The following is an 18,032-nucleotide window of genomic DNA, read 5'->3' on the forward strand; positions in this document are numbered from 1 at the left end:
AGCCATGCGTGCCGACGCCCGGCGCAACCGTGCCCGCGTGCTGGAGGCGGCCGAGGTCGTGCTGGCCCGCGACGGGCTCGACGCCTCGATGCGCGAGATCGCCACACTGGCCGGGGTGGGCGTGGGGACGATCTACCGCCAGTTCCCCACCAAGGAGGCCCTGTACCAGGCGATCGTGACCGACCGGCAGGAGCGGCTGGCCGCGATGGCCGAGGAGCTGGCCGGCGCCGCCGACGCGGGTGCGGCCTTCTTCGAGTTCTTCGACCGCATCGTGGCCCACTCGACGGTCAAGAGGATCCTGGTGGACGCCCTGGCCAGCGCCGGCATCGACGCCAAGGCGGGCGCGCCCGACATCAAGGGCGCGATCAGCGCGCTGCTGGTGCGCGCGCAGGAGGCCGGGGCGGTGCGGGCGGACGTGGGCATGGCGGAGCTGCTCGCCCTGCTCAGCGCCGCCTGCCTGGCGGCGCAGCACAACAACTGGAGCGACGACCTGCGGACCAGAGCCCTGGCCGTGATGTTCGACGGCCTGCGCAGGCCCACTTCTGCGTCAGGCGCCTGAGCCCGGCTACCCCTGGGACAGGCGCTTGAGCCGGGTGACGGCCTCGTCGATGACCTCGTCCTTCTTGCAGAAGGCGAAGCGGACGAAGTGGCTGCCGCGTTCGGGGTGCTCGTAGAAGACCTGCGTGGGGATGGCCACCACCCCGGCCAGCTCCGGCAGGCGACGGGTCAGCTCCAGGCCGTCGGTGAAGCCCAGCGGCCGGATGTCGGTCTGCACGAAGTACGTGCCCGCCGGCCTGAGCACCTCGAACCCCGCCGCCGCGAGCCCGTCCATCAGCCGGTCGCGCTTGTCCTGGAGCCCGGCGCGCAGGGCGGCCACCCACTCCAGCTCGGTGCGCAGCCCGTACGCCACCGCGAGCTGCCAGGGCGCGCCCGCGGTGAAGGTGAGGAACTGCTTGACCGTCGAGACCGCCCGTACCAGCTCGGGCGGCGCGCACACCCAGCCGGTCTTCCAGCCGGTGACCGAGAACGTCTTGCCCGCAGAGGAGATCATGACCGTGCGCTCGCGCATGCCGGGCAGCGTGGCCAGCGGGACGTGCTCGACGCCGTCGAAGGTGAGGTGCTCGTAGACCTCGTCGGTGATCGCGATCAGGCCGTGCTCCTGGCACAGCTCGGCGATGACGGTCAGCTCGTCCCTGGTGAAGACGGTCCCCGTCGGGTTGTGCGGCGAGTTGACCAGAATCGCCCGGGTACGCGGCGTGACGGCCGCGCGCAGCTCGTCGGGGTCGAAGGTGAACCGGCCGTCCACCGGCCGCAGCGTCACTGCCGCGAGCCTGGCCTGGGCCAGCGCGATCGAGGCCGCGTAGGAGTCGTAGTACGGCTCGAAGGCGATCACCTCGTCGCCCGGCTCGCACAGCGCCAGCACGCTCGCCGCGATGGCCTCCGTGGCGCCCACGGTGACCAGCACCTCGCCCGCGGGGTCGTAGTCGAGCCGGTAGTGGGCCATCCGGTGCTCCGAGACCGCCTGCCGGAGCTCCAGCACCCCCGGCCCCGGCGGGTACTGGTTGGCGCCCGAGGTGATCGCCTGCACCGCGCGGTCGAGCATGGCGGCCGGGCCGTCGGTGTCGGGAAAGCCCTGTCCGAGGTTGATGGCCCCGGTCTGCACGGCGAGCGCGCTCATCTCGGCGAAAATTGTCGTGCCGAAGGCGCGCATCCTGGAAACAAGTGGTTCCGTCACGCCCCCACACTATTAGTCTCGTCTCGTGATCATCCGGGTCGTGCTAGCCCTCGCCCTGAGCGTCCCCCTTCCCATGCGTGACACGCCCCCTCCCGTCGAGGCCGCGCCCTGCCCGGTCGCCGTGCCGGAGCACACCGTCTGCGGCTTCCTGGCGGTGCCCGAGCGCCGCGACACGCCGGGCCGGACGGTCAAGGTCGGGTACGCCGTCCACACCTCGACGGCCCCCGCCCGCAGGCCCGACCCGATCGTGTACATGGGCGGCGGGCCCGCGTCGTCGTCGTTGCAGCTCACCGGGTTCCTGAGCCAGATGTTCCCCGACCGCGACGTGGTGACGATCGAGCAGCGCGGCGGGAAGTACTCCCGTCCGGTGCTGGGCTGCCCCGAGACGGCCGAGGCGATGCTCGGACGGCTGCGCAGGCCGCGCGCCGACGTCGCCGCGGCGGCCCGGCGCTGCCGGGCCCGCCTCCAGGAGCAGGGCATCGACCTGCGCGGCTACAACACCAAGGAGATCGCCGCCGACGTGGTCGCCCTGCGCCAGGCGCTCGGCTACCCCTCCTGGAACCTGTTCGGCGTCAGCTACTCGACCCGCGTCATGACGGACGTCGCAGCGGCCGACCCGGAAGGCGTGCGCGCGGTCGTGCTGGACTCGTTCCTGCCCGAGTCCGTGGCCTGGTACGACGACGCCGACCGCAACCTGCGCGACACCATGGCCGCGCTCGGCACGGGCGACGCCTTCGACCGGCTGGTGTCCCGGCTCAACCGCGCCCCCGCCCGGGTGCCGGCCACCGATCCGCTGCTCGGCCGCCCGTTCACGGCCACGATGTCCGGCGACGACGTGGCCACGGTGCTCGCCGAGGCGCTGCACGAGGCGGACGTGTCGGCCGTCGCGCCCGCGCTGGTCGGCGGCCTGGCCGAGGGGCACGACGAGCTGCTGCGGCCGCTGGCCGACGCGGTGGGCCAGGGGCTGGTGTCGCACGAGTTCGGGCTGTACCACGCGGTGCAGTGCCAGGACGAGGTGCCGTTCAACACCTTCACCACCAGATCCCGACTTTTCACGGTAAATGTGGACAAAGCGGTGTGTGATGCTTGGCGGCTCCCCAAGTCCACCCCCGTGAACGCCGTCCCCAAGGCCCCCGTCTACGTCGTCGGCGGCGACCGGGATCCCACCACCCCCGTGCGGACCGCCGGGGCCGCCGCCAGGGCCATCCCCGGCGCCCGTTTCGAGACGTTCCGCGGCAGCCACGCCGTCTTCCTCACCAGCGCGTGCGCCAGGAAGCGCATCGCGGAGTTCGTCGAGACCCCCGACCGCGCCTGGCCGAAGCCCTGCGAGCCCGACCCGGCCCAGCCGCCCACGCTGCGGCTCGCCGACACGCACGTCACCGGCGCGCCGTACCTGATCTCGAAGGCTCCCTGGCTGGCCGCGCCCTTCGGGCTGTTCGCGCTCGTCTCGCTCGTCCAGCTCGCCGCCGGCGCGCTGCGCGGCCGGTCGGTGACCGCCTTCGCGGGGCTGGCCGGCGTCGCGTTCGCCGGGCTGACCGGCCAGGCCGTCTACGGCATGGCCGAAAGGAACGAGACGGCCCTGGCCGTCGGCGTCCCGGGCACGATCGGCCTGTACACGTGGATCGCGGTGGCCTCGGCCGTGCTGAGCGTCGCGGCCCTGTTCCACGATCGGCGGTGGCCGCACATCGTGGCGGCGGTCGCCGGCGCCGGATTCCTCGTATGGTGGTTCACCTGGTTCCTGTGACGCGCATCCGTGAGCTGGACGCCCTCCGCGGCTTCGCGGTGGGCGGCATCATGCTGGTCAACACCTGGCAGCACGCGAGCCACGAGCCGTACACCGGGATCGACCGCGCGATCGAGGCCCTGTTCCAGAGCCGCTTCTACCCGATCTTCTCGCTGCTGTTCGGGATCAGCTTCGTGCTGTTCCTCGACCGCTCGAAGAGCCGCTGGGCGCTGGCCCGCCGGCTGGCCTGGCTGGCCTGCTTCGGCCTGCTCCAGCACACCTTCTACGAGGGCGAGGTGCTGACCGACTACGCCCTCTACGGCCTGGTGGTGCTGCTGCCCGCCTCGTTCCTGCCGGGCGGCCTGCCGGTGCTGGCGCTCGGCGTCGTGGCGACCGTCTGGGCGACGTGGCACGGCGCGGGCCCGACGCTCATCCCGGGCCTGTTCCTGGTCGGCATGGGGCTGATGCGGCTGCGTCCGCCGCGGAGCCTGCTGGCGCCGGTGTTCGCGGGCTCGGCGCTGACGTCCTTGGTGCTGACGGCCACCTGGGCGGGCGTCGCCGACGTGCCCGGGGCGGGCGACTGGACCGTCTACAGCGTGGCCGCGCTGGCCGGGGCGGCGGCGTACACCAGCGGGCTGCTGCTGGCGCTGCGGCCCTGGTTGTCGGCCCTGCTGGAACCGCTGGGCCGGATGGCGCTGACCAACTACGTCACGGGCACGGCGGTGATCGCGCTGTGCACGGTCCCGCTGAAGACCGGCGCCACCCGCTGGCCGGTGCTCGCGGTGGCGCTGACGACCGTGGTGGCGCAGACGTTGATCAGCGGGTGGTGGCTCACCAGATTTCGGTACGGCCCCCTTGAGTGGATCTGGCGGTGCCTGACCTGGTTTCGACTGGTGCCCAACCGGTTAGAGTCGGGCCGTGACCACAATCGCCCTCTGCCAGATTCCGGTCTCTCCTGACCCCGCCACCAACCTCAAGAGGGCCAGGGAGGCGCTCGCCCGCGCCGAGGGGGCCGACCTGGCGATCTTCCCCGAGGCCACGCTCACCCGTTACGGCAGGCGCGTCACCGAGCTGGCCGAGCCGCTGGACGGGCCGTTCGTGTCGGGGCTGTCGGAGGCGGCCCGCACGCACGGCCTGGCGGTGATCGCCGGGGTGTTCGAGCCGGGCGAGGGCCCGGCCGGGTCCAAGGTGCACAACACGGCCGTGGCGATCGGCGCGGACGGCGCGATCAAGGCCGCGTACCGGAAGATCCACCTGTTCGACTCCTTCGGCTCCAAGGAGTCCGACATGGTGGCGCCGGGCGCCGAGCCGACCGTGGTCGAGCTGGCCGGGCTGCGCGTCGGGCTGGTCACCTGCTACGACATCCGCTTCCCCGAGCTGACCAGGGCGCTGGTCGACAAGGGCGCCGACCTGTTCGCGATGATCGCCGCCTGGGGGTCGGGCCCGCTGAAGGAGGACCATTGGGTCACGCTGGTCCGCGCACGGGCCCTGGAGAACACGATGTGGACCGCCGCCGTCGGCCAGGCGCCCAACCCGGAGGAGTCGAAGGACGGGTTCGGCGTGGGGCGCAGCATGCTGGTCGACCCGCTCGGGGTGGTACGGGCCGACCTCGGCACCGGCCCGGGGGTCCAGCTCGTCCGCCTCGACACCGAATGGACGGCCACCGCCAGGGCCATGCTCCCGTGTCTGGATCACCGGGTGCTCAAGGGTCAACCGACCGTAAAGTAGAGCCATGAGCGGAACGCAGATGCAGAAGGTCGTGCCGCCGCGTCTGCTCGTGCCGTACCTGTCGGGCAAGCGCACCGTGATCTCCGGTTACGTCTACCGGGTCCAGGACTGCGTCAGGCTGACCACGCCGGCGGCCCTCTACTACGGCCTCGACCTGTCCTTCGACGGCTCGGAGCTGTTCCCCGAGGTCCCCGAGCTCTACGTCATGCGCTGGCACGCCCGCGACGTCGACACCTACGCGGTGCCCTACGGCCCGCACATGGGAGGTGACTGGAGCGACGTGCCGCCGTTCGCCGGCAACGGGTTCACCACCTCGCCCGACCACGTGGTACCGCAGTTCCACACCGTCCCGATGCCGATCCCGGCGGGCGCGGAGATCGTCCACGTCACCGGCGAGGGCGAGCGGCCCTTCGCCGGCTACGACGGCCTGACCTGGCGGCCCGCCGCATGAGCGAGGAGATCACGCCGGTCGCCTCCGGCTTCGTGGCCCGCTTCGGCGAGCGTACGCTGCCGGCCGCGCTCGGCCCCGACAACGACCAGGTCGTGCTGTTCAGCGAGGTCGACCTCGACGGCTTCGAGCCCTCCTCGGGCTACTGGCGGCGGGTGGTGGCCAGGTCGCAGCTGGAGTGGCTGGTGCTCATCCGCACCGTCGGCGCCTTCGGCGGCGAGCCGTGCATCGTGCTCGACGAGGACGACGACGGCCTGCACATCGCCTACACCGGCCACAGCGGCATGAAGGCCGAGGCGCTCGGCTACTGGATGGTCGACCACGGCGCGTACGAGGTCGTCGTGCCGCGCGAGGAGGTCTTCTCCATCCGCGTCGAGCGCGTGCCCGTGCCGTAGCCTCTCAGCCGAGGCCGCGGTAGCGGGCCAGGCGGGCCGCCAGGCGGTCGGCCGGGCCCACCTTCAGCAGCTCGGCGATCTCGTGCTCCAGCGCCCGCCCCACGCGCTCGCAGAACTGCCTGGGCTCGTAGGCGGCGTCGGGCAGCTCGGGGATCACCCGGTCGACGATGCCGTCACGCCGCAGGTCGGTGGCGCGGATGCGCTGGGCCTGGGCGATCTCGGGGGCGAAGTCGACCGACCGGTAGAGGATGGCCGAGGCGCCCTCCGGCGGCAGCGGCGACAACCAGGCGTGCTGCGCGCACAGCACCCGGTCGGCCGGCAGCAGCGCCAGCGCCGCCCCGCCCGCGCCCTCGCCGAGCAGCAGGCAGACGGTCGGGGCGTCGAGCGTGACCAGCTCGGCCAGGCAGCGGGCGATCTCGGCGGCCAGCCCGCCCTCCTCGGCCGACTTCGACAGGTCGGCCCCCGCGGTGTCGACCACGGTGACCAGCGGCAGCCCCAGCTCGGCCGCCAGGCGCATGCCGCGCCTGGCCACCCTGAGCCCGGCCGGGCCGAGCGGCGAGCGCTGGCGCTGCCTGCGCCGGTCCTGGCCGAGCACCACGGCGGGCGCGGACCCGAACCTGGCCAGCGCCAGCACGAGCCCCGGCTCGTTCTCGCCGGCGCCGCTGCCGCTGAGCGGCGTCACGTCGGTGGCGGCGAGCTTGAGCAGCGTGCGCACGCCCGGACGGTCGTCGCGGCGCGAGCGGGTGATCGCCTCCCACGCCTCGACGGGCCGCAGGTCCTCCTCGGGCGGCTCGCCCGCCTCGACGGGGGCGCGGCCCGCGCACAGCACGGAAAGGGCCCTGATCGCGACCCTGCGGGCGTCGTCGGCCGACACCACGGCGTCGACCAGGCCGTGGTCGTAGAAGTTCTCGGCCACCTGGACGGCCTCGGGAAAGGGGTAGCCGTGCAGCGCCTCGAACACCCGCGGCCCGAGGAACCCGATCAGCGCCCCCGGCTCGGCCGCGGTGACGTGCCCGAGCGACCCCCAGGAGGCCAGCACGCCGCCGGTCGTCGGGTGGCGCAGGTAGACGACGTACGGCAGCCCCGCCGCGCGATGTTGTTGCACCGCGACGGTGATCCGGACCATCTGGACGAACGCCAGCGCGCCCTCCTGCATCCGCGTGCCGCCCGAGGCCGGGGAGGCCAGCAGCGGCAGCCGCTCACGCGTGGCCCGCTCGATCGCGGCCGCGATGCGGGTGGCCGCGGCGACCCCGACCGATCCGGCCATGAAGGAGAACTCGCAGACCACGACGGCGACCCTGCGGCCGTCGAGCAGCCCCTCGCCGGTGATCACCGACTCGTCGTAGCCGGACTTCGCGCGGGCCGCCGCCAGCTCCTCGGCATAGGAGGAGCCGGGCTCCGCCGGGTCGGCGGGCGGCGCGTCCCACGATTTCCACGACCCCCTGTCGAGGACCGCTTCGATCAGTGTGCGCGCGTCCGGACGGCTCACTATCGCTCCTAACGATCAACCGATGATGCCATGGTGACGCACGAGGGTACATGCCGGAGCCGGGAATTGCCGATCATCCCTCCCGCTCTTCGAGCCAGGCGAGCACGGCCTCGCCGTCCTGGCCGAGCGCGGGGGGCGCGGTGTGCTCGGCCGCGGGCAGGCCGTCGAAGCGCAGCGGCGGCCCGGGCAGCTCGATCGGGCCGAGCACGGGGTGGTCCACCTCGACCAGCAGCCCCTGGGAGCGGGTCTGCTCCCAGGCGTAGACCTCGTCGATCGACCTGATCGCGCCCGCGGGCACGCCGGCCTCGCCCAGCCTGGCCAGCCAGTGGGCGCGGTCGTGGTCGGCCAGGGCCTTCTCCATGTCGGCGATCAGCTCATCCCGGTGCGCGAATCTCTGCCTGTTGGTCGCATATTTCGCCACATCAGGGTCGATGTCGAGTAGTTTGGCGACCTTCTTCCACTGGCCGTCGTTCGCCACGGCGATCTGCAGCAGGCCGTCGGCGCAGCGGAAGGCGCCGTAGGGGGCGATGGAGGCGTGGTGGTTGCCGTTGGCGCCGGGGACCTGGCCGCCGACCGTCCAGGCCGTGCCGTGGTAGGAGTGGACGCCGGTGACCGCGGCCAGCAGGGACGTGCGCACCACCCGGCCCCGGCCGGTCCGCTCACGCTCGTACAGGGCCGCCGCCACGCCGTACGCGCCGTGGATGCCGGCCAGCAGGTCGGCGATCGAGGCCCCCACCCGGTACGGCTCCTCGCGCGAGGGCCCGGTCAGCGACATCAGCCCCGCCTCGCCCTGGGCGATCACGTCGTAGCCCGGCCGGCCGCCCTCGGGCCCGTCGTGGCCGAACCCGGTGATCGACAGGACGACCAGGCGCGGGTTGAGCTCGTGCAGGCGCTCGACGGGGAAGCCGAGCCGGTCGAGCACGCCGGTGCGGAAGTTCTCGATCAGCACGTCGCTCTGCCGGACGAGCCGCTCGATCAGCTCCCTGCCCTCGGCGGACTTGAGATCGACCGCGATGGACTGCTTGTTGCGGTTGGCCGCCAGGAAGTAGGTCGAGATGTCATGGTCGGGCCCGACGAAGGGCGGCCCCCAGCCGCGCGACTCGTCACCCCCGTCGGGATGCTCCACCTTGATCACCCGGGCGCCCAGGTCGCCGAGCATCTGCGCGGCGTGCGGCCCCGCGAGGGCCCTGGACAGATCGAGCACGACGACGTCGCCGAGGGGTCCGGGCAAGGTCAACCTCCAGCTTGCGTTGGGCCGGAGGAATATTCTCTCAGGCGGCCGTCGCCCATCGCCTACCCTGGTCCGGTGAAATCCCTGGCCCGCCGCATCCGGGCCCTGCCGCCCTCCTGCGGGCCCGTCCGCCTGGTGGCCGTCGACGGCCCGGCGGGCTCGGGCAAGACCACGTACGCGGGCCGGCTCGGCGCGGCGCTCGGCTGCCAGGTGATCCACAGCGACGACTTCCCCGTCCACTGGGACGACGGCCCCGGCGCCTGGTTCCGCCTGCTGGACGAGCAGGTCCTGCAACCGCTGCGGCACGGCCGCCCGGCCGGTTTCCGCAGGTACGACTGGGTGGGCGAGCGCTATGCCGAGCACGTCGCCGTGCCGGCCGGGCCCGTCCTGGTCGTCGAGGGCGTCGGCACCGCCCGCCGGTCGGCCGCCGGCCTGCTGGCCTTCACCGTCTGGGTCGAGGCCCCGGACGCCGTGCGGCTGCGGCGCGTCCTCGACCGCGACGGCCCGGAGCTCGAACCCCGCTGGCGGAAGTGGTTCGCGGCCGAACGGGCCTGGTTCGCCGCCGACCGCACCCGCGAGCGCGCCGATCTCGTCGTCGAGACGTGAACCGGGTCGCCCTCCCGCCCGACTGAGCAGGGTGACGGAAGGACGACATGACAGATGAGCTGCTCGTCGTACGCGCCCAGCTGGGCGAACGCGCGGCGATCGCCGAACTCGTGCACCGGTGGCACACCCCGGTCTGGACCTACGTCCGGCGCATGCTGGACGCCGAACGGGCCGACGACGTCGCCCAGGAGATCTGGGCGGCCGTCGTGCGCGGCCTGCCCCGGCTGCGCGCCCCCGGACGGTTCGCGCCCTGGCTGTTCACCATCGCCCGCCGGGCGGTCACCGACCGCCTGCGCGAGGAGTACGCGAGGGCGGAGAGCGCGGCCGAGCCCGAGCCGGTGACCGAGGACCCCGCCGGGGCAGTCGTGGACCGCGCCGGCCTGGTGGCCGCCCTGTCCGCCCTGCCCCTTCCCGAGCGGGAGATCCTCGTCCTGCACTACCTGGAGGACCTGCCGGTCGAGGAGTGCGCCCAGATCTGCGGCATCCCCGCCGGAACCGTCAAGTCCAGACTCAGCCGCGCCCGCCGCCTCCTGCGCGACCACCTGAAGGAGATCGACCATGACCGATGAGCCGCGCCTGACCGCCGACGAGATCATCGAGCGCCTCGAACCGTCGCTGTCGCCGTGGCGGCGCGTGCGCGCGCTGACCGCCCTGCTCGCGGGGACCGCCGGGACGGTCTTCGTCTGCGCCCTGTGGTGGACCGAGCCCGGCCCACTGCCCGGCCGCACCCACCTGGCCTTCGCCGCCCTCACCGCGTTCTGCCTGGCCTGGGCCTGCTACGGCGGCTGGCTGAGCACGCGCAGGACGCCGCTGTTCGCCCGCGACCGGGTGATCGCCGGCTGGATCGCCCTGGCCGCCGCCCTGCTCACCACCGCGCTAGTCGCCGCCGTGGCCACCGGCGCGCTGGCGCTCGGGTTCGCGTTCGTGGCGGCGAGCGCCGTGCTGACCGGGCAGGCCCACGCGCGGCGGGCGCGGCTGCTGCGGCTCAAGCGGGATCTAGGTGGGTGACGTCGTTGAACGCCACCACCTCGAACCCTCCGCCCGCGGCCCGCCAGACCGACAGCGACGCGTTCAGCACCGGCGCGAACCGCAGGACGTCGGCCAGCTCGGCGTCGTCCCGCCCGGCCATGACGTGCCGCAGCCCCAGCACCACCGAGTCGTGGGCGACGATCAGCACCCGCCGCCCGTCGGCCGCCTCGCGCAGCCCGGCCAGGAGGTCCTTGAGCCGGACCACCACGTCGGCCAGCGACTCGCCGCCGGGCGGCCGGTAGGCGTAGGGGCCCTCGGCCCGCATCCGCCGCACCTCGCCGGGGAAGCGCTCGCTGATGGCGGCCAGGTTGAAGGGCGCGAACGCGCCCGACTCCTGGTCCCTGAGCCGCCTGTCCACGGTCACCGGCAGCGCGGCGGCTCCCCAGGACTCCCGGACGGCGTTCCAGGTGTCCAGCGCCCGCAGGTACGGCGAGCACCACACCACCTCGGGCGCCTCGCCGTCGGGCAGCCCGGCCAGCCTGCGGCCGAGCGCCTGCGCCTGGAGCAGGCCGAGGTCGGTCAGCGACACCTCGTCGTCGCCCCGCTCGTAGACCAGCGGCCGGTCGCCGGCCTGCGCGTGCGCCAGGTTCGCCTGGCTCTCCCCGTGTCGTACGGCGATGATCCGCGAAGGTCCCATGCCGGACATCCTCGCATCCGGAGGCCGCACCTGGCCGGGGTCGCCGGAACGGGCCGTCGTAGGGTGATCTCATGACTGAAGTCGCAGTACTCGGGGCCGGGCTCATGGGCGCCCCCATGGCCCGCAACCTGCTCAAGTCCGGCCTGTCGGTCAGGGTGTGGAACCGTACGCGGGACAAGGCCGAGCCGCTGGCGGCCGACGGCGCGCTCGTCGCCGGCTCCCCCGCCGAGGCGGTCGAGGGCGCCGACGTGATCGTCACGATGCTCAGCGACGGCGACGCCGTCCATGACGCGATGACCGCCGCCGCGCCCGCGTTCCGCCCCGGCCAGGTGTGGGCGCAGATGAGCACGGTCGGCGTGGCCGCGGTGGACCGCCTGGCCGCGCTGGCCGCCGAGCACGGGCTGACCTTCGCCGACGCGCCCGTCCAGGGCACCAGGCAGCCGGCCGAGCAGGGCAAGCTGGTCATCCTGGCGGCGGCCCCCGAGCAGGCCCGGCAGGCGCTCGCCCCGGTCTTCGACGCCGTCGGCTCGCGCACGCTCTGGCTCGGCGAGGACGGCTCGCAGGGCACCGGCACCAAGCTCAAGATGGCCGCCGTCAGCTACGGCATCTCGATGACCGGCATCGTGGCCGAGGCCCTGGCCCTCGCCAAGGGGCTCGGCCTCGACCCCGGCATGGTCCGCGAGGTGGTGACCGGCGGCCCGATGGACAACGTCTACTTCCAGGCCAAGTCGAAGGCCATCCTGGAGGGCGACTTCGAGCCGTCCTTCACCGTCCACAACGCCGAGAAGGACACCCGGCTGATCACCCAGGCGGGCGAGTCGGCCGGGGTGCGACTGGACATGGTGGCGGCGGCCGGCGAACGCCTGCGCCGCGCCGAGGCCCAGGGACACGGCGACCAGGACATGGCGGCCACGTACTTCGCGAGCTTCGGCGAGGAGTAGCCCGCACCGGCGCCTACAGTTCGTCCACCTCGGCGAACGTTCTTCCGCCGGACAGCCTCGGGTAGCCGGGGCCGCGGTCGAAGAAGCGGTCCGCGGGGGGACGGAGGCGGGCGCGGAGTTCGGCGGTGCCGCGTTCGTCGATGCGGTCGCCGTCCAGGACCACGCCGTAGTCGCCGAGGGCGCCGGCGATCGAGACCTTGCCGTCGCGGACGTCGGCCGCCACCGCCCTCGGGTCGCGGTCGTAGGGGGAGCCCCAGCCGCCGCCGCCCGTCGTGCGGATGCGGATCAGGTCGCCGGCCTGGACGGGGTGGTCGTCCACCAGGCCGTCCATCTCCTTGCCCGCGATCTCCACCCGGAACGGGCGCCCGGCCAGGCCGCCGTTGACGCCCCAGCACGACAGGATCGACCGGTCGGCGATCGACATGTACGACGCGTCCCGGAGCATTCTGATGTGCTTGTCGTAGCCCAGCCCACCGCGGAACATGCCCGGACCGCCCGAGTCGCAGGCCAGCCCCAGCCGCTCCACCCGGAACGGCCAGCGCGCCTCGGCGAACTCGACCGGGATGTTGCGCGAGTCGGGGACGATGTGGATGGTGTCCTCGCCGTCGGCGTACCAGCGGCCGCCCGAGCCGCCGCCCAGGACCTCGCGCATCAGGTACGGCATCCCGTCGGCGTCGGTGCCGTGCACGCCGGTGTAGCGGATGGTCTCCTGGTCGGCGGGCATGCGTCCGCCGGTGGCCTTGGCCAGCACGCCGGCCAGCACGCCGAGCAGGCGCAGGATGACGAACGTGCGGGCGTTGGTGGGGGCGGGGAAGACCGGGGTGAGCAGCGTGCCCTTCTCCGGGAAGACCATCTTGATCAGCGGGACGACGCCCTCGTTGACGTCGAGCTCGGCCATGCGCTCGGGCGTGTCGGCGAGGTTGCGCAGCACGGGCGCGAGCCACTTCTTCAGGAAGACGCCGTCGGCGTAGTCGCCCGCGTGGTTGATCGGGCCCTTGGCCTGGGGCGAGGTGCCGGTGAAGTCGATCGTGAGCGGCGCGTCGGCGGCGTGGTCGACGGTGAGCGTGATGCGCTGAGCGTGCAGGCGGGGCTCGTCGACGCCGTCGTGCTCGGCGTAGTCCTCCCAGACGTACGTGCCTTCGGGGATCCTGGCGAGCAGTTCCCTGCGGAAGGTCTCGGTGGTCTTGGAGACGATCGCGTCGAAGCACTCCTCGACGGCCTGCCTGCCGTACCGGTCGAACAGCTCGCCGAGGCGGCGGGCGCCCATGAGGCAGGCCGAGCACTCGGCGTCGAGGTCGCCGGCCAGGGAGTCGGGCATGCGGGAGTTGCGGGTCATGATGCGCAGCGCGGTCTCGTTGGGGACGCCCTGGTCCCACAGCTTGATCGGCGGGATCATCAGGCCCTCTTCGTACACCGAGCGGGCGTGCGAGGGCATCGAGCCGGGCACCGCGCCGCCGATGTCGTCGTGGTGGCCGAACGCCTGCACGAACGCCACCACCGCCCCGTCGTGGAAGACCGGCACGGTGACGCACAGGTCGGGCAGGTGGCCGATGCCGCCCTCGGACAGGTAGACGTCGTTGTGGAAGTAGACGTCGCCGGGCTTCATCGTCTCGATCGGGAAGTCGCGCACGATCGGCTGGACGAGCGCGCTGTAGGAGCGGCCGGTGAGCTTGCGCAGGCGGGCGTCGTGGATGCCGGCGCGGAAGTCGTGCGCGTCGCGGATCATCGGGGAGCGGGCCGTGCGGGCGATGGCCGTCTCGACCTCCTGCTCGACGGAGGCCAGCGTGCCCTCGACGATCTCCACCAGGATCGGATCAATCACGTCGGATCTCCACATTTCCGTATTCGTCCACCTTCGCGGTGAAGCCCGGGTGCACGGGGATCGTCGATCCGTACTCCTCGATGACCGCCGGGCCCTGGACGGTGGCGCCGGGGCCGAGGGCGGCGCGCTGGTGGATCGGCGTGTCGCGGGTCTCGTCGAAATGCACGGGACGGACCGAGGTGGCCCCGCTGCCCGGCCCCTCCAGCCGCCGGACGGCCGGACGGGTGATCGGACCGATTCCCGAGACGCGCAGGTTGACCCATTCGACGCCGTGGCGGGGGTCCTCCCGGTAGGCGTAGCCGTACAGCTTCTCGTGGGCGTCGTGGAAGCCGTCGATCACCGTGCGCTTCCAGTCGTCGTCGAGCGGGCCCGCCGGGGCGGCGACGCGCACCTCGAACGCCTGCCCGTAGTAGCGCAGATCGGCGCTGCGGACGTAGACCGGGTCGTCGAAGCCCTCGCGGTCGAGCGCCTCGGCGGCCTGGCCCTCCAGTTCCTGGAAGATCTGCGCGGCGGTCTTGAGCGCGAGGTCGCGGGTGACGTACGTGCGCACGTAGTCGTTCTTGACGTCCACGGTGAGCAGGCCGAACGCCGAGACGTTGCCCGGGTCGCGCGGGACGACGACGGCCGGCAGCCCCAGGATGTCGATCAGGCGGCAGGCCAGCAGCGGCCCCGACCCGCCGAACGTCACCAGCGGGAAGTCGCGTACGTCGAGGCCGCGCTTGACGGTGAGCTGCCGGATCGCGTTGCTCTGGTTGAACGCGCTGATCTCCAGGATGCCGGTCGCGGTGCGCTCGGGGGTGAGCCCCAGCTTGGCGGCCAGCGCCTCGACGCCCTGGCGGGCGGCCTCCACGTCGAGCGGGATCTCGCCGCCGAGCAGGTGGGGCGGGATGCGGCCGAGGAAGACGTGCGCGTCGGTGACGGTGACCTCCGAGCCGCCCTTGCCGTAGCAGAGCGGCCCCGGATCGGCGCCGGCGGAGCGGGGGCCGACCTTGAGCGTGCCCTCGGGCGAGATCCAGGCCACCGAGCCACCGCCCGCGCCGACCGTGACGATGTCGATCATCGGGATCTTGCACGGGTAGCGCCCGACCGTGCCCTCGGTGGTCAGCGACGGCTCGCCGTCGATCACCACGGCCACGTCGGTCGAGGTGCCGCCGCCGTCGAGGGTGATCACCGAGGGGTGCCCGGCGGTGGAGGCGATCAGCGCCGCGCCGAGCGCGCCCGCCGCCGGGCCCGACAGCACGGTGGTGATCGGCTGGTTGACGACCTCGCGGGCCGACAGCACGCCGCCGTTGGACTTCATCACCGAGAACGGCATGCCCAGCCGGTTGGACAGGTTGGCGATGTAGCCGCGCATGGCGGGCTTGACGGCGGCGTCCACCAGGGTGGTGATCGAGCGTTCGTACTCGCGGTACTCGCGCAGCACGTCGCTGGAGAGCGAGATCACCGCCTCCGGGTGCTCGCGCCAGAGCACCTCGCGCATGCGGCGCTCGTGCTCGGGGTTGGCGTAGGAGTGCAGGAAGCACACGCCGACCGCGTTGATGCCCTTCGACCTGAACCAGCGCGCCGCCTCGACGGCCTGCTCCTCGGAGAAGGGCCGCACCTCGTTGCCGAGGTGGTCCAGCCGCCCGCCGACCGTCCTGACGAGATGCACGGGGACGATCCGCGGCGGCTTGACCCAGAAGTAGGAGTTGCCGTAGCCGTCCGGCACGCTCTGCCTGGCGATCTCCAGGACGTACTCGAAGCCCTCGGTGGTGATGAACCCGAGGTTCGCGATGCGGTCTTCGAGCAACTGGTTCGTGGCGACGGTGGTGCCGTGGACGATGGAGGCGACGTCGAGCTCGCCCAGCTTCCCGATGCCCGCGACGAACCCGTCGGCCGGGTTCGCGGGGGTCGAGGGGGTCTTGGTGGTGACGATCTCACCGGTCTGCTCGTCCACCGCCACGACGTCGGTGAACGTGCCCCCGGTGTCCACTCCGATACGGACGCTACGCATGGCTCCTCAGCTTCGGCGACGGCCGAGAACTTCGTCGATGACCCGGGGCGCGTTCTGGGTGCCGACATAAGCCGCCAGGCGCACCACCAGCTCCTGGGACTTCGCCAGTTCGGCCTCGACCTTGGCCTTCCCCGACTGCCCCGCCTGCACGCCGAAATAGGCGCCCATGATCGTGCCCACCACCCCGGCGACGCCCGCGAACAGCGCGGCGAACTCCTTGGTGGCGAACACGGCGGCGCCGAAGGCGATCAGGATCGCGACGATGCCCGCCACGACGACCAGGAAACCGTACCGCCATCGGGTGGCGTCGGCCTGGGCGGCCGTCACGTCGTCCTGTGTCAGCATCGCGTCGAGCGTCGGTGGATTGTCGGTGACCACAGTTCCTCCTGATAGTCCAGGGGAGAAATGTCCCACGAGGTCATGGGACAAGCCAAGCCGCTAAGCTGGCCTCCTGTGACCGAACTGTCTGCCTTGTCTGCCGTGCCTTCTGGAGCGCGGGACGCCGTGCTGAAGTTCTACTTCGGCCCCATGGACTGCGGGAAGTCCACTCTGGCGCTCCAGATGAACTACAACCACGGCCGCCAAGGGCGGCGCGGGCTGGTCCTGACCAAGCACGACCGCTCCGGCGGCCCGAAGGTCACCAGCCGGATCGGGCTGGGCCTTGAGGCGATCGAGGTGGAGGACACCCTCGACCTCGTGCGCCTGGTCACCTCGCACGAGCGCATCGACTACCTGATCTGCGACGAGGCCTGCTTCTACACGGTCGAGCAGATCGAGCAGCTCGCCGACCTGGTGGACGAGCACGGCATCGACGTCTACGCCTTCGGGCTGGCCTCCGACTTCCGGTCGGTCATGTTCCCGGGCGCGCAGCGGCTGTTCGAGCTGGCCGACGAGGTGTGCCGGCTGCAGGTCGAGGTGTTGTGCTGGTGCGGCCGCCCGGGGCAGCTCAACGCGCGCGTGGTGGGCGGCGTGCTGGCGCGGACGGGCGAGCAGGTCGTGATCGGCGACACCGACGCCTCGGCGGTGCGCTACCAGGTGCTCTGCCGCCGCCACCACCGCTCCGGCCAGCTCGGCGAGGGCGCCACCCCGGCCTGACCCCGGCGCCACACACCAGCCGGCGCAGGGCGCCGCTCCGGTCTCACACCAGCCGGTGCAGGGCGTCCCTGAACAGGCGTTGCTCGTCCTCCGGCAGGGTGGAGAGGAAGGCGCGCTCGGCGGCCTCCACGGCCGGCACCGCGAGGCGCATGGTCTCGCGGCCGCCGTCGGTCAGCTCCACCGCGTTCTTGCGGCGGTCGCCCGGGTGGGGCCGCCGCGCCACCAGCTTCTTGGCCTCCAGCGCGTCGACCATGGCGACCATGGTCGTGCGGTCGATGCCGAGCCGCTGGGCCAGCTCCTGCTGCGACAGCGGCTCGGGGGCGTCGATCACCGCCAGCACGGCGAGCTCCCGCCCGTCGAGGCCGTACGGCTCCAGCGCCGGGCCGGTGAACTCGGCCAGGCGCAGCGCGGCATGCTTGAGCAGGTAACCAAGGCGACGGCTGGACACCCCCCGATTCTCGCACCGCCGCGGGCGGGGCCGTTCAGACCGCGCAGAAGCCGTCGTCGTCGCACCCGTCGGCCGGCGGCGCGAGCTGGGTGATCGGCGTCTGCCCGGTACGCTCGGCGACCTCGTCGATGGCCGCCGCGAAGGCGTCCTCGGGCTGCGCGCCCGACACCGCGAACTTGCCCTCGAACAGGAACAGCGGCACCCCGCTGATGCCCAGCGCCCCGGCCCGGCCGAGCTGCTCGCGCACCTGCTCGGCGCCCTCGCCGGTGTCCTCGACGCCGACCTCGGCGGCCAGGCGGCTCAGCACGCCGGGGTCGCCCACGTCCGCGCCCTCGCCGAAGTACGCGCCGAACAGCCGGTCGGCCATCTCCTTGCCGAGCCCCTGGGCGGTGGCGACCTCGATGAGCCGGTGGGCCTCGAAGGTGTTGGCGCTGACGGCCCGTTCGTAGTCCATCGCCAGGCCCTCTTCGGCGGCGACGGACCCGACGCGCTCGGTCATCTGCCGCGCGCCGGGCCCGAACTTGCGCTCAAGGGCCGGGATCAGCGGCTCGGCCTCGGCGGGGGCGTCGGGATTGAGCTGGAACGGGCGCATGGTCACCTCGATCGTGCCGCCCTTGGCCCGGAAGCGCTCGGCGGCGCGGGCGAATCTGACATGCCCGATGTAACACCAGGGGCACACGACATCGGAGAAAATCTCGACTTTCACCTCAGC

At 72.7% G+C, this 18,032-nt stretch carries 20 protein-coding genes; 11 read left to right on the plus strand and 9 right to left on the minus strand.

Translation table 11 applies throughout. The features are described from left to right. Positions 1-4 precede the first annotated feature (4 nt). Entirely contained in the window at positions 5-559 is a 555-nt protein-coding gene (locus AB0J97_RS18040) for a helix-turn-helix domain-containing protein (protein ID WP_364089770.1), read from the plus strand. 6 nt (positions 560-565) lie between these two features. On the opposite strand, the gene AB0J97_RS18045 is transcribed toward AB0J97_RS18040, so the two are convergent. Further along, on the minus strand, positions 566-1,735 hold the full coding sequence (locus tag AB0J97_RS18045; RefSeq protein ID WP_364089773.1) for a pyridoxal phosphate-dependent aminotransferase: 1,170 nt from the start codon (positions 1,733-1,735) through the stop codon (positions 566-568). 40 nt (positions 1,736-1,775) lie between these two features. On the opposite strand from AB0J97_RS18045, the gene AB0J97_RS18050 reads away from it, so the two are divergent. The 5 genes from AB0J97_RS18050 to AB0J97_RS18070 are packed head-to-tail and all read left to right on the plus strand — an operon-like array spanning position 1,776 to position 6,029. Next, on the plus strand, positions 1,776-3,479 hold the full coding sequence (locus AB0J97_RS18050) for an alpha/beta fold hydrolase (RefSeq protein WP_364089776.1): 1,704 nt from the start codon (positions 1,776-1,778) through the stop codon (positions 3,477-3,479). After that, complete coding sequence (locus AB0J97_RS18055; RefSeq protein WP_364089779.1) at positions 3,476-4,417, plus strand: DUF418 domain-containing protein; 942 nt, start codon at positions 3,476-3,478, stop codon at positions 4,415-4,417. Before AB0J97_RS18050 ends, AB0J97_RS18055 begins: the two co-directional genes overlap by 4 nt. Then, positions 4,377-5,186, plus strand: coding sequence for a carbon-nitrogen hydrolase family protein (locus AB0J97_RS18060; protein ID WP_364089782.1), 810 nt, complete (start codon positions 4,377-4,379; stop codon positions 5,184-5,186). Before AB0J97_RS18055 ends, AB0J97_RS18060 begins: the two co-directional genes overlap by 41 nt. Before the next feature lie 4 nt (positions 5,187-5,190). Beyond that, positions 5,191-5,637 (plus strand): hypothetical protein, encoded by a 447-nt coding sequence (locus tag AB0J97_RS18065; protein WP_357698257.1) that lies wholly within the window; start codon positions 5,191-5,193, stop codon positions 5,635-5,637. Next, positions 5,634-6,029, plus strand: a complete 396-nt coding sequence (locus AB0J97_RS18070; protein ID WP_357698255.1) for a hypothetical protein — start codon at positions 5,634-5,636, stop codon at positions 6,027-6,029. Before AB0J97_RS18065 ends, AB0J97_RS18070 begins: the two co-directional genes overlap by 4 nt. A gap of 4 nt (positions 6,030-6,033) precedes the next feature. Here AB0J97_RS18070 and AB0J97_RS18075 read toward each other — a convergent pair whose 3' ends face one another. Both AB0J97_RS18075 and AB0J97_RS18080 read right to left on the minus strand, forming a co-directional pair. Then, positions 6,034-7,518, minus strand: coding sequence for a carboxyl transferase domain-containing protein (locus AB0J97_RS18075; RefSeq protein WP_364089785.1), 1,485 nt, complete (start codon positions 7,516-7,518; stop codon positions 6,034-6,036). 73 nt (positions 7,519-7,591) lie between these two features. Beyond that, on the minus strand, positions 7,592-8,749 hold the full coding sequence (locus AB0J97_RS18080; protein ID WP_364089788.1) for a CoA transferase: 1,158 nt from the start codon (positions 8,747-8,749) through the stop codon (positions 7,592-7,594). A gap of 75 nt (positions 8,750-8,824) precedes the next feature. Between AB0J97_RS18080 and AB0J97_RS18085 the strand changes: the two genes are divergently transcribed. Genes AB0J97_RS18085 through AB0J97_RS18095 form a run of 3 tightly spaced genes read left to right on the plus strand, consistent with a single transcriptional unit; the run spans position 8,825 to position 10,363 of the window. Beyond that, entirely contained in the window at positions 8,825-9,355 is a 531-nt protein-coding gene (locus tag AB0J97_RS18085) for a hypothetical protein (protein WP_364089791.1), read from the plus strand. 47 nt (positions 9,356-9,402) lie between these two features. Then, positions 9,403-9,924, plus strand: a complete 522-nt coding sequence (locus AB0J97_RS18090) for a sigma-70 family RNA polymerase sigma factor (RefSeq protein WP_364089794.1) — start codon at positions 9,403-9,405, stop codon at positions 9,922-9,924. After that, on the plus strand, positions 9,914-10,363 hold the full coding sequence (locus AB0J97_RS18095; RefSeq protein WP_364089797.1) for a hypothetical protein: 450 nt from the start codon (positions 9,914-9,916) through the stop codon (positions 10,361-10,363). The genes AB0J97_RS18090 and AB0J97_RS18095 overlap by 11 nt, the downstream gene beginning before the upstream one ends. On the opposite strand, the gene AB0J97_RS18100 is transcribed toward AB0J97_RS18095, so the two are convergent. After that, positions 10,341-11,021 (minus strand): histidine phosphatase family protein, encoded by a 681-nt coding sequence (locus AB0J97_RS18100; protein ID WP_364089800.1) that lies wholly within the window; start codon positions 11,019-11,021, stop codon positions 10,341-10,343. The two genes, AB0J97_RS18095 and AB0J97_RS18100, sit on opposite strands and share 23 nt — an antisense overlap. Positions 11,022-11,092: 71 nt before the next feature. On the opposite strand from AB0J97_RS18100, the gene AB0J97_RS18105 reads away from it, so the two are divergent. Then, positions 11,093-11,962, plus strand: coding sequence for an NAD(P)-dependent oxidoreductase (locus AB0J97_RS18105; RefSeq protein ID WP_364089803.1), 870 nt, complete (start codon positions 11,093-11,095; stop codon positions 11,960-11,962). Between the two features lie 13 nt (positions 11,963-11,975). Here AB0J97_RS18105 and AB0J97_RS18110 read toward each other — a convergent pair whose 3' ends face one another. From AB0J97_RS18110 to AB0J97_RS18120, 3 genes are read right to left on the minus strand one after another with little or no spacing between them, the layout of a single operon-like run. After that, positions 11,976-13,784: a hydantoinase B/oxoprolinase family protein gene (locus AB0J97_RS18110; RefSeq protein ID WP_364089806.1), complete on the minus strand. Its 1,809-nt coding sequence runs from the start codon at positions 13,782-13,784 to the stop codon at positions 11,976-11,978. Next, positions 13,777-15,777, minus strand: coding sequence for a hydantoinase/oxoprolinase family protein (locus AB0J97_RS18115; RefSeq protein ID WP_364089809.1), 2,001 nt, complete (start codon positions 15,775-15,777; stop codon positions 13,777-13,779). The genes AB0J97_RS18110 and AB0J97_RS18115 overlap by 8 nt, the downstream gene beginning before the upstream one ends. Positions 15,778-15,783: 6 nt before the next feature. Then, complete coding sequence (locus tag AB0J97_RS18120) at positions 15,784-16,122, minus strand: hypothetical protein (RefSeq protein ID WP_364089812.1); 339 nt, start codon at positions 16,120-16,122, stop codon at positions 15,784-15,786. A 135-nt stretch (positions 16,123-16,257) separates the two neighbouring features. Between AB0J97_RS18120 and AB0J97_RS18125 the strand changes: the two genes are divergently transcribed. Next, positions 16,258-16,872: a thymidine kinase gene (locus AB0J97_RS18125; RefSeq protein WP_357698233.1), complete on the plus strand. Its 615-nt coding sequence runs from the start codon at positions 16,258-16,260 to the stop codon at positions 16,870-16,872. A gap of 43 nt (positions 16,873-16,915) precedes the next feature. Here AB0J97_RS18125 and AB0J97_RS18130 read toward each other — a convergent pair whose 3' ends face one another. Both AB0J97_RS18130 and AB0J97_RS18135 read right to left on the minus strand, forming a co-directional pair. Beyond that, complete coding sequence (locus AB0J97_RS18130) at positions 16,916-17,320, minus strand: MarR family transcriptional regulator (RefSeq protein WP_357698231.1); 405 nt, start codon at positions 17,318-17,320, stop codon at positions 16,916-16,918. Positions 17,321-17,354: 34 nt separating this feature from the next. After that, a complete protein-coding gene (locus tag AB0J97_RS18135) occupies positions 17,355-18,026 on the minus strand; it encodes a DsbA family oxidoreductase (protein ID WP_357698229.1) in 672 nt (223 codons plus the stop codon). Positions 18,027-18,032 lie beyond the last annotated feature (6 nt).

This window comes from Nonomuraea sp. NPDC049607, from assembly GCF_040675375.1.
Lineage (GTDB): Bacteria > Actinomycetota > Actinomycetes > Streptosporangiales > Streptosporangiaceae > Nonomuraea.

What these genes read in the sequence shown, in the direction of transcription:
- AB0J97_RS18040 (WP_364089770.1), top strand. Translation starts at nt 5, where the DNA reads ATGCGTGCCGACGCCCGGCGCAACCGTGCCCGCGTGCTGGAGGCGGCC.
- AB0J97_RS18065 (WP_357698257.1), top strand. Translation starts at nt 5,191, where the DNA reads ATGAGCGGAACGCAGATGCAGAAGGTCGTGCCGCCGCGTCTGCTCGTG.
- AB0J97_RS18070 (WP_357698255.1), top strand. Translation starts at nt 5,634, where the DNA reads ATGAGCGAGGAGATCACGCCGGTCGCCTCCGGCTTCGTGGCCCGCTTC.
- AB0J97_RS18090 (WP_364089794.1), top strand. Translation starts at nt 9,403, where the DNA reads ATGACAGATGAGCTGCTCGTCGTACGCGCCCAGCTGGGCGAACGCGCG.
- AB0J97_RS18095 (WP_364089797.1), top strand. Translation starts at nt 9,914, where the DNA reads ATGACCGATGAGCCGCGCCTGACCGCCGACGAGATCATCGAGCGCCTC.
- AB0J97_RS18100 (WP_364089800.1), bottom strand. Translation starts at nt 11,021, where the DNA reads ATGGGACCTTCGCGGATCATCGCCGTACGACACGGGGAGAGCCAGGCG.
- AB0J97_RS18105 (WP_364089803.1), top strand. Translation starts at nt 11,093, where the DNA reads ATGACTGAAGTCGCAGTACTCGGGGCCGGGCTCATGGGCGCCCCCATG.
- AB0J97_RS18115 (WP_364089809.1), bottom strand. Translation starts at nt 15,777, where the DNA reads ATGCGTAGCGTCCGTATCGGAGTGGACACCGGGGGCACGTTCACCGAC.
- AB0J97_RS18120 (WP_364089812.1), bottom strand. Translation starts at nt 16,122, where the DNA reads ATGCTGACACAGGACGACGTGACGGCCGCCCAGGCCGACGCCACCCGA.